The sequence below is a fragment of the Enterobacter sp. CC120223-11 genome, assembly GCF_900215375.1.
GTDB lineage: Bacteria > Pseudomonadota > Gammaproteobacteria > Enterobacterales > Enterobacteriaceae > Scandinavium.
In genome coordinates, this window is sequence record NZ_OBEF01000010.1 from 15,169 (window position 1) to 30,759 (window position 15,591).

General features: G+C 51.6%; 16 protein-coding genes and 1 riboswitch. Of the genes, 6 read left to right on the top strand and 10 right to left on the bottom strand.

The window, feature by feature from the left end; translation table 11 throughout:
* The gene (rsmJ, locus tag CRO87_RS12870) at nt 1–753 is read left to right on the top strand and encodes a 16S rRNA (guanine(1516)-N(2))-methyltransferase RsmJ (RefSeq protein WP_097163344.1); all 753 of its coding nucleotides are present in this window, start codon (nt 1–3) and stop codon (nt 751–753) included.
* A gap of 204 nt (nt 754–957) precedes the next feature.
* Here rsmJ and uspA read toward each other — a convergent pair whose 3' ends face one another.
* Nucleotides 958–1,395 (bottom strand): universal stress protein UspA, encoded by a 438-nt coding sequence (uspA, locus tag CRO87_RS12875; RefSeq protein ID WP_003861223.1) that lies wholly within the window; start codon nt 1,393–1,395, stop codon nt 958–960.
* Between the two features lie 300 nt (nt 1,396–1,695).
* Here uspA and uspB point away from each other — a divergent pair, with 300 nt between their 5' ends.
* Nucleotides 1,696–2,031 (top strand): universal stress protein UspB, encoded by a 336-nt coding sequence (uspB, locus tag CRO87_RS12880; RefSeq protein WP_097163345.1) that lies wholly within the window; start codon nt 1,696–1,698, stop codon nt 2,029–2,031.
* 62 nt (nt 2,032–2,093) lie between these two features.
* On the opposite strand, the gene pitA is transcribed toward uspB, so the two are convergent.
* A complete protein-coding gene (gene pitA, locus CRO87_RS12885) occupies nt 2,094–3,590 on the bottom strand; it encodes an inorganic phosphate transporter PitA (RefSeq protein WP_097163346.1) in 1,497 nt (498 codons plus the stop codon).
* 229 nt (nt 3,591–3,819) lie between these two features.
* Here pitA and CRO87_RS12890 point away from each other — a divergent pair, with 229 nt between their 5' ends.
* Nucleotides 3,820–5,013, top strand: coding sequence for an NAD(P)/FAD-dependent oxidoreductase (locus CRO87_RS12890; RefSeq protein ID WP_097163347.1), 1,194 nt, complete (start codon nt 3,820–3,822; stop codon nt 5,011–5,013).
* A 259-nt stretch (nt 5,014–5,272) separates the two neighbouring features.
* Here the strand turns inward: CRO87_RS12890 and CRO87_RS12895 are convergent, their stop codons facing one another.
* From CRO87_RS12895 to CRO87_RS12920, 6 genes are all read right to left on the bottom strand, one after another.
* Nucleotides 5,273–5,878: a LuxR C-terminal-related transcriptional regulator gene (locus CRO87_RS12895; RefSeq protein WP_097163348.1), complete on the bottom strand. Its 606-nt coding sequence runs from the start codon at nt 5,876–5,878 to the stop codon at nt 5,273–5,275.
* Nucleotides 5,879–5,961: 83 nt separating this feature from the next.
* The gene (locus CRO87_RS12900) at nt 5,962–6,489 is read right to left on the bottom strand and encodes a fimbrial protein (protein ID WP_097163349.1); all 528 of its coding nucleotides are present in this window, start codon (nt 6,487–6,489) and stop codon (nt 5,962–5,964) included.
* Between the two features lie 16 nt (nt 6,490–6,505).
* On the bottom strand, nt 6,506–7,438 hold the full coding sequence (locus CRO87_RS12905) for a fimbrial protein (RefSeq protein WP_255252511.1): 933 nt from the start codon (nt 7,436–7,438) through the stop codon (nt 6,506–6,508).
* A gap of 22 nt (nt 7,439–7,460) precedes the next feature.
* Nucleotides 7,461–10,010 (bottom strand): fimbria/pilus outer membrane usher protein, encoded by a 2,550-nt coding sequence (locus CRO87_RS12910; RefSeq protein WP_097163351.1) that lies wholly within the window; start codon nt 10,008–10,010, stop codon nt 7,461–7,463.
* Nucleotides 10,011–10,039: 29 nt separating this feature from the next.
* The gene (locus CRO87_RS12915) at nt 10,040–10,717 is read right to left on the bottom strand and encodes a molecular chaperone (protein ID WP_097163352.1); all 678 of its coding nucleotides are present in this window, start codon (nt 10,715–10,717) and stop codon (nt 10,040–10,042) included.
* Between the two features lie 58 nt (nt 10,718–10,775).
* On the bottom strand, nt 10,776–11,303 hold the full coding sequence (locus CRO87_RS12920; RefSeq protein WP_097163353.1) for a fimbrial protein: 528 nt from the start codon (nt 11,301–11,303) through the stop codon (nt 10,776–10,778).
* A gap of 513 nt (nt 11,304–11,816) precedes the next feature.
* Here CRO87_RS12920 and CRO87_RS12925 point away from each other — a divergent pair.
* The 3 genes from CRO87_RS12925 (at nt 11,817) to CRO87_RS12935 (ending at nt 13,644) form a co-directional block, all read left to right on the top strand.
* The gene (locus CRO87_RS12925; protein ID WP_176504309.1) at nt 11,817–12,467 is read left to right on the top strand and encodes a helix-turn-helix domain-containing protein; all 651 of its coding nucleotides are present in this window, start codon (nt 11,817–11,819) and stop codon (nt 12,465–12,467) included.
* Nucleotides 12,468–12,538: 71 nt separating this feature from the next.
* The gene (locus tag CRO87_RS12930) at nt 12,539–13,168 is read left to right on the top strand and encodes a winged helix-turn-helix transcriptional regulator (RefSeq protein ID WP_097163355.1); all 630 of its coding nucleotides are present in this window, start codon (nt 12,539–12,541) and stop codon (nt 13,166–13,168) included.
* A gap of 293 nt (nt 13,169–13,461) precedes the next feature.
* Nucleotides 13,462–13,644: a hypothetical protein gene (locus tag CRO87_RS12935; protein WP_097163356.1), complete on the top strand. Its 183-nt coding sequence runs from the start codon at nt 13,462–13,464 to the stop codon at nt 13,642–13,644.
* A 44-nt stretch (nt 13,645–13,688) separates the two neighbouring features.
* Here the strand turns inward: CRO87_RS12935 and CRO87_RS12940 are convergent, their stop codons facing one another.
* Together CRO87_RS12940 and CRO87_RS12945 are read right to left on the bottom strand one after the other, a co-directional pair.
* Nucleotides 13,689–14,702 (bottom strand): magnesium transporter, encoded by a 1,014-nt coding sequence (locus CRO87_RS12940; RefSeq protein WP_097163357.1) that lies wholly within the window; start codon nt 14,700–14,702, stop codon nt 13,689–13,691.
* Between the two features lie 59 nt (nt 14,703–14,761).
* A riboswitch (M-box (ykoK) riboswitch) is annotated at nt 14,762–14,946 on the bottom strand.
* A gap of 75 nt (nt 14,947–15,021) precedes the next feature.
* Complete coding sequence (locus tag CRO87_RS12945; protein ID WP_097163358.1) at nt 15,022–15,537, bottom strand: NlpC/P60 family protein; 516 nt, start codon at nt 15,535–15,537, stop codon at nt 15,022–15,024.
* Nucleotides 15,538–15,591: the final 54 nt, after the last annotated feature.

Genomic DNA, 15,591 nt, shown 5'->3' on the forward strand with positions numbered 1-15,591 from the left:
GTGAAAATCTGTTTAGTCGATGAATCAGGCGCCAGCGATGGCGCCTTATCTGTTCTTGCGGCCCGATGGGGCCTGGAACACGATGAAGATAACCCTATGGCGCTAGTGCTGACGCCGGAGCATCTGGAGTTACGTAAACGCGATGAGCCAAAGCTCGGCGGGATTTTTGTGGACTTCGTCGGTGGCGCAATGGCACATCGCCGCAAATTCGGCGGTGGTCGCGGTGAAGCGGTGGCGAAAGCGGTCGGCATTAAGGGCAGCTATCTGCCGGATGTGGTGGATGCCACGGCGGGCCTCGGACGCGATGCGTTTGTACTGGCCTCTGTGGGCTGCCGTGTACGGATGCTGGAACGTAACCCTGTTGTTGCGGCCTTGCTCGATGACGGCCTGGCGCGCGGCTATGCCGACCCGGAAATCGGCGGCTGGCTAAAGGAACGTTTGCAGCTGATTCACGCCTCAAGCCTGACGGCGCTGACGGACATTACGCCGCGCCCGCAGGTGGTGTATCTCGACCCGATGTTCCCTCACAAGCAGAAAAGCGCGCTGGTGAAGAAGGAGATGCGGGTGTTTCAGTCGCTGGTGGGGCCGGATTTAGATGCCGATGGCCTTTTGGGGCCTGCGCGAGAGCTGGCAACCAAACGGGTTGTGGTGAAGCGGCCGGACTATGCACCGCCGCTGGCGGATGTTGCGACAACCAATGCGGTGACCACCAAAGGGCACCGGTTTGATATTTATCCGGGCACGGCGGAATAGAAAGACAACAGTAGATACCCTCTCCCCGGCCCTCTCCCGAAAGGAGAGGGAGAAAAGACGCCATACCAGATTGGTTCCCTCTCCCGAAAGGAGAGGGAGAAAAGATGCCACACCAGAGACCCTCTCACGAGAGGAGAGGCACACCAGACTGGTTCCCTCTCCCATTGGGAGAGGGTTAGGGAGAGGGGAAATTACAAATCTGAATTACTCGTCTTCTTCATCCCGCAGCGGAACAATCAGCATATCCACGTGGACAGTGTTAATCAGCTGGCGAGCCGAGGACATCAGCTTGCTCCAGAAGTCCTGATGGTGACCGCAGACCACCAAATCCATATCGTATTTCTTGATGGCGTCGACCAGCACCTGGCCGAGATCGCCGCTGCCGCTCAGGGTTTCAGTGATCGGATACCCGGCGTTAGTGGAGAGTTCGCTTAACGCGTGGTGAGTTTCTTCCGAGATGCGTTTTTGCATGTCACCCAGATTGACGTCAATCAGGCCGGTGTAGAGATCGGAGTAGTTCACATCGACATGAATCAGGGAAACTTTCGCGTTGTAAGGGCGCGCCATGGAGACTGCTTTGTCGACCAGTACTTTGCTTTCCGGGGACAGGTCAACCGCGATAAGAATGTGTTTGTAAGCCATAGTGTTACTCCTTCCTTAAGTGGTTAATGACTGTAAGTGTAGACAACTCAACCTTAAAACGAGCCTCAAGTAACGTCAATGTCCCTTGATCACCAATTAGTTAAACAATTCTTTGCCGTTGGGCTCTTGATAACGATTAAGGATGTGGCAAAAAAATCCGCTGATCTCCTACACTATTTAAAGGGCTGGTCCGCTTGGGTAATGTGAGCAGCCTCTCACTCTTTCACTGACTGTCTGTCGAGTTTCGGGGTGCGGTAGTCCCGGAGGGGTTCTCCGTGGGCGGGTCGCCGGGGAGGAGGTATGGTAAGCACTGTCGCGCTGTTTTGGGCTTTGTGCATCGTGTGTGTAGTGAATATGGCGCGCTATTTCTCATCGTTGCGTGCCCTTCTGGTGGTGCTGCGTGGTTGCGATCCCTTACTGTATCAGTATGTGGATGGCGGAGGATTCTTTACCTCTCACGGTCAGCCTGGCAAACAGGTGCGTCTGGTGTGGTATATCTACGCGCAGCGATATCGCGATCATCATGATGATGAGTTTATTCGCCGCTGCGAGCGCGTTCGCCGTCAGTTTGTGTTGACCAGTGCGTTGTGCGGGCTGGTGGTTATCAGCATGATTGCTTTGATGATTTGGCATTAAGCACAAACATAAAAAAAGCGGGTCAGTTTCCTGGCCCGCTTTTTTGTCGTTTCTGAAAAGGCTTAGATGAGCTTCAGGCTCAGCCAGTACAGCCCACCGGACAGCAGGATCGCCGCAGGCAGGGTCAGCACCCACGCCATCAGGATATTGGTCACGGTTTTGCGCTGCAGACCGCCACCGTCAACGATCATCGTACCCGCAACGGAGGACGACAGAACGTGAGTGGTGGACACCGGCATCCCGGTGTAGCTTGCCAGGCCAATGGAAACCGCGGCGGTCATCTGCGCGGACATCCCTTGAGCGTAGGTCATGCCTTTCTTACCGATTTTCTCACCGATGGTGGTCGCCACACGACGCCAGCCGATCATGGTACCAATGCCCAGCGCCAGCGCGACGGCCATGATAATCCAGATTGGTGCATACTCGATGGTGCTCAGCATGTCGGTTTTAAGTTTCTTCAGCAGGCGCTGGTCGTCAGCGTTGACGTCCGGCAGCTTCGCCACCTTATCGGTGGTGTCAGAGATGCACAGCATAATGCGACGCATCTGGCTGCGCTGGTCAACGCTCAGCTTGTCGTAGCTCTCAATGTTATCCAGCATGCCCTTCACGCGGTTCAGCGCGTTGATGGTGTTTGCCGGATGACAGTGGAACTCCGCAGGCTGTGTTGCACCCGGTTCCGGAGACGGGATCAGCTGGTCAACGCCGGTCACTTTTTTCAGCAGATCAGGATGCTGCTGGAAGTAGACTTCGACGTTATTGACGGCATCACGGGTACGGGTAATTTCGTAGCCAGACGCATTCATGTTCACCACGAAACCGGCCGGGGCCACGCCAATCAGTACCAGCATCACCAGACCAATGCCTTTCTGACCATCGTTCGCGCCGTGGGAGAATGCCACGCCAATCGCGGAGATGATCAGCGCAATACGGGTCCAGAATGGCGGTTTTTTCTTCCCGTCTTTCTTTTCACGTTCGGCTGGCGTCAGATGGATACGGGCCTTTTTCTTGGTGTTGCTCCAGTAGCGGCGCAGGATGAAAATCAACCCGCCTGCAACCACCAGACCAACGATAGGGGAGATGATAAGCGAGCCAAAGATCCCCATGACTTTCGGGATGTTCAGCGCGTCCACCACCGAGGTGCCGGTCATCAGCGCATTGGTTAACCCAATACCGATAATCGCCCCGATCAGGGTGTGAGAGCTGGATGCCGGCAGGCCGAAATACCAGGTTCCGAGGTTCCAGATAATCGCCGCTAACAGCATAGAGAAGACCATGGCGAGACCATGAGCAGAGCCCATGTTCAGCAGCAAATCCGTTGGCAGCATATGCACGATCGCATAGGCTACGCTCAGACCGCCTAACAGCACGCCAAAGAAGTTGAAGATTGCCGCCATCGCCACCGCTAATTGCGAACGCATTGCGCGGGTGTAGATAACGGTCGCTACTGCGTTTGCGGTGTCGTGGAAGCCATTAATCGCTTCGTAGAACAACACAAATCCCAGAGCAAGCAATAACAAAAGCCCGGTATGCAAATCCAGGCCAGCAAACAAATGTAGCATAGGACGTTACGCCATTTTGAGGACATGAACGCGGCGCATTATCCAGGACAAACGCAGCGTGGGCAAAGAGAAATATAGACATTTATTGATATTTCTTCACTGCGCTAAAAATAGTGTTCGAAATTATCCTATAAGTTTCAACGGTATGAGCCGTCATCAAAAAAAACTTACTGGTCGATCCACCGCGGAAAATTTACAATTCCCGACATTCAAATGAGAGGAAAGACGTGTGGAAAGGTTTGATGCCATAGTTGTCGGCGCAGGCGCGGCGGGAATGTTTTGTGCAGCGCAGGCGGGACAAGCGGGGACGCGAGTGCTGCTTCTGGATAACGGTAAAAAGCCGGGCCGCAAGATTTTAATGTCCGGCGGCGGGCGCTGTAACTTCACCAATATGTACGTGGAACCCGCGGCTTACCTCAGTCAGAACCCGCATTTTTGCAAATCCGCGCTGGCGCGCTACACCCAATGGGATTTCATCGATCTGGTCGGGAAGTACGGCATTGCCTGGCATGAGAAGACCCTCGGCCAGCTGTTCTGCGACGACTCCGCCGAGCAGATTGTCGCCATGCTGGTAGCTGAATGTGAAAAGGGCGGCGTGACCACGCGGCTGCGTACGGAAATCCTCGGCGTTGAACGTGACGACGAAGGTTATGTTTTGCAGCTGAACGGCGAAACGGTCGCGGCGAAAAAGCTAGTCATAGCCAGCGGTGGCTTGTCGATGCCGGGCCTCGGTGCCTCTCCGTTCGGCTATAAAATTGCCGAGCAGTTTGGCCTGAACGTACTGCCAACCCGCGCGGGTCTGGTGCCGTTCACGTTGCACAAGCCGCTGCTCGAACAGCTTCAGACGCTCTCCGGTGTTTCCGTGCCGTCAGTCATTACTGCTAACGACGGCACCGTGTTCCGTGAAAACTTGTTGTTTACCCACCGCGGCCTTTCCGGCCCGGCGGTATTACAGATTTCCAGCTACTGGCAGCCGGGCGAGTTTGTCGACATCAACCTCGTGCCGGAGTGCGATCTGGAATCCTTCCTCGACGAGCAGCGCAGCGCGCACCCGAATCAGAGCCTGAAAAACACTTTGGCGATGCAACTGCCAAAGCGCCTGGTGGAATGCCTGCAACAGTTGGGGCAGATCCCGGACGTGCAGCTCAAGCAGCTCAACAGCAAAGAGCAGGCGCAGCTGGTTGAAACCTTAACCCACTGGCGCGTGCAGCCCAACGGCACCGAAGGCTATCGCACTGCTGAAGTGACTCTCGGCGGCGTCGATACTAATGAACTTTCTTCGCGCACCATGGAAGCGAAGAAAGCGCCTGGACTCTACTTTATCGGCGAAGTGATGGACGTGACCGGCTGGCTCGGCGGCTACAACTTCCAGTGGGCATGGGCTTCAGCGTGGGCGTGTGCGCAGGCGTTGACTGAGATGTGAACCTACAAGACGGGGCAGGTTTGAGCCTTGGCTTAGCGTTCAGGATGTTGCTTCGATAGGCACTAGTGCGAAGATCGGGTTGGGTAAAACCAACCCGCTGGATGCGTCAGAGCCATAAAAGCTGTGCCGTACAACCAAACGGCACGACCATGTCCTTCTGGCGGCAACCGTGCCGAATGAGTGTGGCCAAATGCATGATGCCACTATATTCCATTCCTTGTGTTCAATCGGATGTGGGCATCAGATTAACCGCCTGCGCTTAGAGGAAAACACCTCTCGACTGCACATAGCGAAGAAAAGAGTGGAGCTGATAATCGGTTTCCAGCCCAAACTTTCGCATTGCCAGGTATTTGTGGGAAAATACTGTTTTTTCACTCAGGCCCAGCTTGCAGGCAACGTCAGAAGCAGACAAACCCTGGTAAAAAAGATGCATAATGCGCGACTGCTGTGCTGACCATGTCTTGTGGCAACAACGCATACAGGTGTTCTTAGAGGAATAATGTACGGCGCCGTAGCGATTGCCCCATGCGTCTGCAACCTTTTCTTTAAACTCAGCAGGCGAAATATCACGAGGTACCTGAATAATATCCTCAAAACAGGATTTCTTCACAGGTGCATTTTTTATATTATCCACCACGCCGATAATGATGTTTAGGCCTCTGAGCTTTAATTCCGGGATGCAACCATGTATCTCTCCGTGGCAGAGATCTAAAATAACAATGTCCGCCTCTTGTACAGAAAGTTCATTAAATTCATCAAAATAATGAATCTCTCTCTGCTGACTATTTTCGAATAATTCACTGAGCAGACATTTCATTCCGCTGAGATAAAACCGGTCTCTTTCTTTAATAACAATATTAACCATAAAAACCTGATTACCGAACCGCAGGATACGTTCCTTTATATCCCTCTGCTGAATATAAGGTCGCACGCCCTGCGGTGTGTAATTTACTGATAAGTGAATGTCACGGTGACTACTGCACTGATCGTTCCGGGCGTGACGCCGCCATTTTGCGTATATGCTCGTGCACGCAGGTTATAGGTATAGGTGGCTCCAGAAGTACCCGGAAGTATTCCGGTAAATGACTTCCCGTCGCCAAACTGATCGCCACCTGTTCCCTGTAGCTGTACCGCGATATTGCCCGCTGTGCCGCTGTTTTTATACATATCAGCAGGGTTATCCGTGTCTGGCGTACCGTGAAACTGGATAGTGGCTTTGGTGGTGCCTGCCGGGCAATTTACCAGTCCGATGGTAAAGGTGACCCAGGGGGTTGCCGAACCTGCTGTTTGCAACGTAGAAGCCTGGATCGGTGAACCACCCCCTAAATCAATGGTTTTGGTCACGCTGTCGCTGCTGATTTCGCACGGTGAGGCAACAATATTCCCGGTGATATTCAGCGTAACTGGATCCGCCAGTGCGGCATGACTTAGCAAGGCACTAATAAAAACAGTACTCAACTTTAATTTATTATTCATGCTTATCTCGTTTATATTATTGATAAGTTAAATCTAATGTGGCAGAGGCATTGGCTTTACCTGCCGTTACCGCAGTTTTGGTTTGATAATAGCGAGCGGTAATCGGGAATGTTTCCTGACCGCCAGCGGATTGTTTTAAAACAATGCGGTTATTTAAGACCAGCGGTGAACCGTTATAAACCAGTTGTACACCGACGCCGTTTGCCACATCACTGTTTCCTTGTCCGGTCAGAGCCAGCACGCTGGTAGTGCTGACGTCCGGGTTTTGCGTGCCCTGAAGGCTAACGTTAATATTTGCATTTGCATCACAGTTCAGGCCCAGGTTTTGGGTATTTTGTGCACCTGAAGGAATTGTGCCTACCGCCGTTCCAAAACTTGACGCGGGAATATCTCCTATTTGGAATGTCAAATTTGGAGTTGTTATGCTGCAGGCAAGTTGCTTTATGTTAACTCCCGAAGGGACAACGTACTGTGCAAAGTAAGCATAATTTGCGACAGATTCCTTGGCCAAAATTGCTCCTGGAGTCAATTGCCCCGAGGTTATGTCACCAACCTTAACCAAGGTTACAGTTACAGTATCCCATGTTTTATGCGTGCCGCCAGCTACAGTTGCGTCAAACGGCATATATGAATTAAAAACCGAACTATAAAATTTAAATCCAACACCTGGCACATTTGTTTGCCATACTTTAGAAAATGATGTGGATTGAGAGAATGTCGCGAGTTCATACCTGTCGGTCCAGTCTGTAGTACAGCCACTCCATGTTCCTGATTCACCAATCGAGAATGATTTTAATTCAGTTCCAACTGGGGTGTCTCTCTGAACATATACATCACCAGCATTCATATAAAATGACATTACTCCATTAGCGGTACATCCAGCATTTGATTGTATGGAAAATAAAATAAAAAACAGGAACGACAAAGTGCACAATAATTTAACTCGCATATTACACCTAATTTTTTAAAAATTACTCATGGTTGCAGATAATGTTTAAATCAGCAATGCCATGCGCTGTGTCCGGTATATTATATTGACCATTACAAACATCGTTGGCATTCCACTTTGCTTTTAAAACTCCATTGGCAGGCATTCCTGTTAAATATACACGGCCATTATCCGCAACAATTCCTGCGTTTTCATTTATACCGACGATTGTTACAATCGCCCCAAACGGCACCGGCTTACCGTTAGCCTGGGTCAGCGTCATTAATACCCGCATCCCGACGTTCGCTACATAATCCGCTTTAACGACTGCACCGCGAGTCGGAACCACCGTTTTTGTCGTTAATTCCAGCTCAACGTCATTCGGCAGAGTTTCGGTATTCAGCGTCACATCGTTTTTACGGTACGGCATCACGTTGCTGACGGCGGTGTAGCCGCGCCAGTCGGTTTTGGCGCCGGTCTGGTTCTGAATGCCAATACCCTTCGCACCAGGTGCCTTAACCAGCACGTTGGTTTCACCCAGCGGCTGCGAGAATGTCACACCATCAGCATGGGCGATAACGCCACCCTGAAGGCCGTAGTTCAGACGGTCGCTGCTCTTGTCGTAGCTGTAGCCCGCCGTCACTTCGCCGTAAGTACCTTTATAGTCACCGTTCATATTGCCGGTGTAGCCCACGCCGTCGGTGCCGTAGCCCTGCTGCACGTTCCAGCTCAGCGCGTTGTTTTCCAGCGCCATGCCGTTAATGCCTACAGAGTGCGTAGTGCCGCTGTTCTTACTGGCGTTCATGCTGTAGTTGGCCCACGTCTGCGGCAGGAATTTTTCCAGCGGGATACTGACGTTAAAGGCCACAATCTGGTCTTTGTCGTAGGTCACGGTGCTGTTGTTACTGGTATTGCTGCCGCTGTTGCCGTAGCTACCATTGCCATTTTTACTGTAGGTGTACGTCAGGCCGTAGCTGATGCCATTCCAGGCATTGTTGTAACCGACGCTGTAAGACTCCATGCTCTTGTCGGAATTCCAGTAGTCCTCTTTCACTGCGCTCAGCGACAGCGAACCGAAGCTTTGGCCCAGCGTCTGGCTGACGGTCAACTCTTCGCGGTTGCGACGTCGGTCTTCCAGCGCGCTGCTGTCACCGTAGGAGTCCAGCACTTCCTGCATGCCGTAATAGCCCGCCGTCGAGTAGCGATAGCCCGCAATGGCAAAGTTAGTGCCGGTTTCAGCAAAGTTCTTGCTGTAGCGGATACGCCACGACTGCCCGCTCTCTTTATCCTGCCCTTCAGGCGTTGACCACGCCTGGGTGACGTCGGTAGAAAAAGCCCCGAAATCGCCCATGTTTTTACCCACGCCCGCCGCCAGCGACTGGTACTTGCTGGACTCCTGGAAGCCGCCGTATAGCGTAAAGCCGTGCGGCAGGCCATAAATCGCTGTGCCCTGAGCAAATGGCGTCTTATTCACGCTGCCGTTATAAGAACGATACTGGCCGCCGGTAACAGAAAACTTCACCCGTCCTTCACGTTGTAATACCGGTAATGAAGCAAACGGCACAGTAAAGTGCTGTTCGCTGCCGTCCGCTTCCTTAATGGTGACATCCAAATCACCCGCGCCACCCGTCGGGTACATGTCGGTGATTTCAAACGCGCCTGGTGCCACGTAGCTCTGGTAAATCTGGTAGCCGTTCTGGCGTACCACCACCTGCGCGTTGGTGCGGGCAATCCCGCGCACCACCGGGGCATAGCCTTTCAGCGAATCCGGCAGCATGTCGTCATCGGACGCCAGTTGCACGCCACGAAATGGCATGCTGTCGAATACATCTGACGGAGCCGAGCTGTCACCCGCGGTAAACTGGGCTTTCAGCGGCACCACGGACCGCTGGGCGTAGGTGTAGACCGAGTCCCATTTGTCCTTGCCGTCATTATCGCGACTCCAGGTGGAGTAATTGCGAAAGCGCCACGGACCAATATTCAGCCCCGGACGCAGGTTGGCGTACTGGCTGTTGCTGTCCGTCCCGCTTCCCTGGCGCGCCCAGCTGTTAGCCCCGCTCAGGCTGTAGTTGAGCATCAGCGCGGTAATGCCGTTGTCCCACTGCTCCGGCGGCACGTAGCCACGGGCCTGCATGGCAATAGCGGCCTGAGGGATGGTCAGCGCCAGACGCTGGCTGCTGAACTGGAACTCCGCCGTAGCCTGGGGAATAGCCGCCAGGTTGACGCACTCCCCGCCTTTATTGAGGTCAGGAAACAGCTCGGTTTTCACGCCCCAGCCTTTCAGCTGTTCCACGCTCAGGCAGGGCTGCAGGCTCTCTTCGCCGTCCGGCTCTTTTACCGTATCAAACTGCACATCCAGGGTGTCGACCTGTTGCTCATCCAGCACCACGTCGACATGGTATTTGCCCGGTGCCTGTGAGCCGGACTCGAATGCCGACAGGTCAGCTTTGCCAGCCCCCGGATTGCCCAGTTCCACCAGTTCGGGGTTAAAATAGTCGCGCGCCTGCACCAGACCACTGTGGCCGCTCATCGCCATAGCGACGAAAAGGGCCAGCGGAGCCGGGCGAAATAATGTTTTTTGAGCTATCACCATCAACCTGCTAATCCTTTAAAAATGGGTTATTAAATGCTGGCTTTATGCACGTCTCCGGTGCCGCCGTAGTCATTAATCACTTTGAATGTCACCGCACCGCCGCTGACACCCTGCGGTAACGTGAAGCGCGCGCTGCTGCCCGGCAGGACATAGCTGACGTCGTCGAGTTTTTTACCGTTGACGGTAATTTCATTGAAATTGATCACCAGGCTGGTTGGGTTGGTGACCTGGATCTGATTGCCGCTTCGCTGCCAGGTTAATTTCGCTGCCTGCTCTTCCGGCAGCTGGCCTTTTAATGCCGCCGGGCGATAAATCAGCTTGATACGGGTTTTCACCGCAATTTGCAGGGTATTATCTTTGGCCGGTGCCGACGGAATGGCTTTAATATTCATCCAGTACAGACTTTCTTTATCCTGCGGCAGTGCACCCGCCAGTAAAATACGCTCAACGTTCTGCTGGCCCTTATCCAGGCGGTATAATGGCGGCGTGATAATAAAAGGCGCTTTCTCAGCGCCATTACCTGGCACCTCGACCCATGACTGAATTAAATACGGCGTACTGTCCGGGTTATTGACGCTCAGAGAGGCTTCCTTTTTATTGCCATCATAAATCACGCGGGTGCCACCAATAACCACTCCGGCGCTGGCTGCAGAACAGCCCATTGCCATAGCCGCGCAGGCTATGAATGCTTTGCTAATAAAGTTCATAAGTAATCTCGAGTAATAGGGCCGGCAAGCCGGCCCTGATGCTTTCCGGTAAGGGAAATTAGTTGTAAACCACAGAGAAGTTGGCCACAGAGTTAGCCGGACCCGCGGTGACATCATCAGCAGTGGATTTATACTGAGCGTAGAAATCCAGAGTGTTGTCATCGGTGGTCAGGGTGTAACGGTAGCCGTTGTCACCGTGCAGGCCCAGGTCCGCTTTGTCAGCAGTCATCAGGTTGATTGCCACGCCAGTTGCTGCACCAGCAACAGAACTGTCGATCGCCAGCAGGTTGGAGTCAGTCGCGTCAGGCTTACCATCAAATGCAACGTGTGCAGAGGTGATGGCTGCCGGGCAATCTTTCAGCACGATGTTGAATTTCTTGGCCGCAGTGGTATCACCGGCCGCAGAGAATTCAGATTTATTGTATTTACCCAGAGCCACAGTCTGGTCCTGTGAAGCCACGTCAACGGTGCACGCAGCATCCAGAATTTCGCCTGTGAAGTTAACTGTGCCCGCCGCAGCAAAAGCGTTAGAAGCAGAGATAACAGCGGTGGCAGCGATAGCGATAGCAAACAGATTCTTTTTCATTAAGAGCTTTCCTTTAAATAGAGATTTTCAGGCTGGTATATGGACATAAGCCATTCAGCCAGAATTCCGTAAATACGTTAATATTAAGCGTCGATGATAATTATCATTTTAAAGCCACAGAAAAACCCTGGTGCAAATCGCCCCAGGAAACTCCATGCGGGTAATTGATAAAATATTATCTGACTGCGATAAATATAATTCTCCTGATTTGAGCTTTCAAACGATTAATAATCCAACATGAGACTCACTGCCATTACCTGTGCAGGCCGCGAATTGCCTGTGTTTTTTTCAGATCAATACCCTTATTTGTCTACTTTTAGAGTGCGCAAGGGAAGGGTGGAAGAAATTGAAATCATCATAACTTGCTGAAATTTATTATAATAATATCGCAATAAGAGATGCCCTCATGGCGGGTCTATTTTGGGACGTTGTTTAAGTGGCGAAAGAAAAACGTTCTATGAACATAATAAAAGCAATGAACACCTCAAGATAAACACAATCATGAATAAAGTAATGACTATTAACACGATTAGTGGCGAAGACGGCATTGATCAACGAAAGCCCGTTGAAAGTATCTTGTCTGTCATCTCTACCGCCAATCCAAGTTGTAATAAATATGTTGCAAAAAAGAGTCAGGTTATTGAAAGCCCCGAAGGGGCACAACATGTTTGCTATTTTCTTTTGTCAGGCAATATTGCCCTGCACCGACGCGGGGATGGTATCGTCATGATGTCAGAAAAGGCGCCTTTTATTTTTGGGTTCAGTAATCAGTTGGGTAAAGATAGCGGAATGTATCTGCGGGCGCTCGAAGACTCCGTTTATCTGAAGATACCGGTGTCGGTTGTTTACAAGATGATCGAAGAAAACGATCTCTGGAAGCAGCTGGCTGAATTGCTGATGTACACTACAACACGCGTCTACCTGCACTGCGCGCGCGTACCACAGCTGTCATCTTATGACATTATACGCTGTCATCTGAATGAGCTAATGAATGAGTCTGACGAGCTGAGACAGTCAACGGCAGTATCCGCCTATATCAAAAGCAGAACTTATCTGTCCCGTAGCGGGATTATGCGGATCTTGTCTGAGCTGCGATCCGGAGGGTACATCAAAATGGAAAAGGGTGTGCTTCAGTCTATCAATTACTTGCCGAGGAAATACTAGCTCCCCGGGGTTGCCAGAATCTAAAGGCAAAGCTAAAATTTCATAAAAATCATTATTCATCCGGGTATAGAATGGAACACAACGGGGTAATTAATCTCAATGATCCCTCTCCATTTTCCGCAGAGATCATTGAACACTTATTGACGCAAGCGCGAACAGCCGATCACCCAAAAGCCACCCTTTTTCATTTTGTGAAAAAGGGAGAGCGTATGTGTTATATCATTCTTTCTGGAAGTGTCTCTGTCATCAGAAACTCCGACAAACGGGTATTGGTAAATATCTCAGCCCCTCTCATTTTAGGACTGAACATTTTTGGAGAAGATACCATTCACATAAAGCTACTGAGCGAGTGTCAGGTCGGGGAGCTGCCATTAGAAACCGCCATGGAGATCATCCGAACCAGGAACTTATGGGAGCAGATGACCTACTATATGATGAGTTTTTCCAAAAAAATCTGGATCAGCAGTGAAATGTTGAGTGCCGGATCCTCTTATGACCTCATCAAGTACCAGTTGACTGAACTGATGAAAGAACCTGAGGATTATCGTAATAATATCTCTGCAGATTTATATATAAAAAATAAAACGAACCTATCAAGAAGCGGGATTATGCGGATCCTGGCGGAGCTAAAAAAAGGGGGCTACATTGTCATGCTTCGTGGGATTTTATTAAAAATTAATCAGCTGCCACCAAAGTTCTGACCATGCACTCGCCATACCTGGTGTCACCTGGAGCGCTTTACTTCCTCCCTGTCTGAAGAATTAAGTCATGTCCACGGGCCACAGTCCTCTTAATCAGACATCATGTTGAGATACTCTGTACCAATCAATCTTTCCAGCATGGCAGTCGATAATGCGACTACAGACTTTATTGTCGACCCACATGAGAGCTGATTTCCGTGGGCCAGGATAAAGTTGGAAACAATTCCATCATTCTATTGTGGATATTCCTCAGGTAGCATTCCTGCCCTTTCATCCCAGCGAACAGAGAACGTATGCACACCGTTGTGATTTTGCTTAGCGTCTTTGCGGCAAAGATGCTCATTTCTTTTGTGGTTTATCTCAGGGCAAAACACGTTCTGGCAAAAATGAGCTTACCGGCCAAAGGGGCGGTGATCGGTTGCAGCTGGCTTGCTGGCTACGGCCTGGTTCAGCTGATTGAAGAGTTTACGCTCTGAAAAATAAGCCAGCGCTGTCGCTGGCTTATTCACTTTAGCCCTACTCACTGAATGTCGAGAAAGACCTGCGCAATTTTGAAGTAGATGATAAGCCCGGTGCCATCGATAAGCGTGGCGATAAAGGGCGCAGACACCACCGCAGGATCGATGCCCACCCGCTTTAGCACCATCGGGATCACCGAAGACACGATGGCGCTCCAGAGCGTAATGCACACCAGCGTGATGCTAACGATCAGCGTGATCTCCGGGCCAATTCCCATCATCCATGCGCGGATACAGCCCGCGGTGCCGAGCGTGAGGGCAATCAACAGCGAGGTGGTCATCTCCTTGCGGATGATTCGCCACATATCGCGCAGATGCACTTCACCAAGCGCCATGGCACGCACCAGCGTGGAGGTTATCTGCGTGCCGCTGTTGCCGCCGGTGCCAATCAGCAGTGGAATGAAGAAGGCCAGTGCGATGGCTGATTCCAGCGCTTCCTCAAAATGCTGAATGACGCTGCTGGTGTAGGCTTCTGCGACGAACAGCAGCAGCAGCCAGACGGATCGTTTCTTCCACAGCGCCAGCGGGCTGGTTTGTAGATAAGGCTGCTCCAGCGGCAGCGTAGCGCCCTGACGTTGCACATCTTCGGTGACGTCGTCAGCCAGCAGCCGATCAATCTCTTTTTCCATCAGCCCGCCGACCAGCACGCCCTGGTCAATGACGGGGACAACGCTGTACTCGCGATCCGCCAGGCGGGCGGCGACCTGCTGGCGCTCATCCCCTGGCGTGACGTGAAAGAGGCTGCTTTCCATCAGCGTACAAATCGGCTGCCCGGTATCGCTTTCCTGTAACAATTTCCGCACGGACAAAATGCCCCGCAGTTTATTTCCGGCAACGACAAAGGCATGGCCGGGAATATCGTTGTCTGTTAGCTGTGATAGAAAAGACTCACGGGCTTCGTGAACGCAGAAATGGTCGGCGAGAGCGATATAGTTTTCTGACATATAGTGCGCGACGGTATCGCCATCAAAAGAAGGTACGGCAGGTGAAAGTGTTGATAACTGAATGTGTGACATTTTTAACTTCCCTATAGAAAAACTCTCATAGGGGCGAACAAGACAGGAACAGCTAACTGAGCAGATCCCTACGTCCTGGATTTAGCACTGTACAACGTATCTGTCCGGCATAAAACGTCGGCAGAAGTTATCTTGGCAACACCTTGATTCGATGGATGCCTGTATTTCCCTGTGGGGTCTCTCTCGATACCGTCAGGGCGATAACTTATATTTGTACAGGAGCCTCGCCATAACGAGATCGGTAACATGAGCGGCCATTATATTCAGGCCGAAGTGTTAAACGAGCAGGGAGTGCGAGTGGTTTAGGCTCTATTTAGAATTATCTTGCGGCGGTGTCCGGCAAGACCTGGCGCATCGACAGGTAATGACGATTCCAGTAAGGATCGTTTAGCTGTGAAATAGTGACGCCTTTGCGTCGGGAAGCATGGATGAACCGGTTCTCGCCAATGTAAATCCCGACGTGCTTCTGTGCCCGTCCGGTTTTGAAGAACACTAAATCACCAATGTGCGCCGCACCCGGCCTTGTTTTTTTGCCTCGTCTTAACTGTTCGCCGGTTGTGCGTGGCAGGCTCACAGAAAATGCTTCCTGGTACAAACGACGCGTCAGCGCGGAGCAGTCAATCGCCTTGTGCGAGTTAGCCCCGAGGCGATAGCGGGTACCTTTCCACTGCTGATACTGACGCATCAGACGTTTGCGGCGTTTAAGGCTGCTGGTTTTGCTGGTTTTGACAGCAGTTTGCTTTGGATGAGGGACATGATGAGTTCGGGCAGCCTGCGCGGTACAGTGGAAGGTAAACAGAAAGCAGAGTAGCAAAGTCAGGCGCAGGGAAATCATCGTTTAAGCTAAATGTGGTAACAGGTCTAAAAACAAGAATGGCAGGAATGCTAC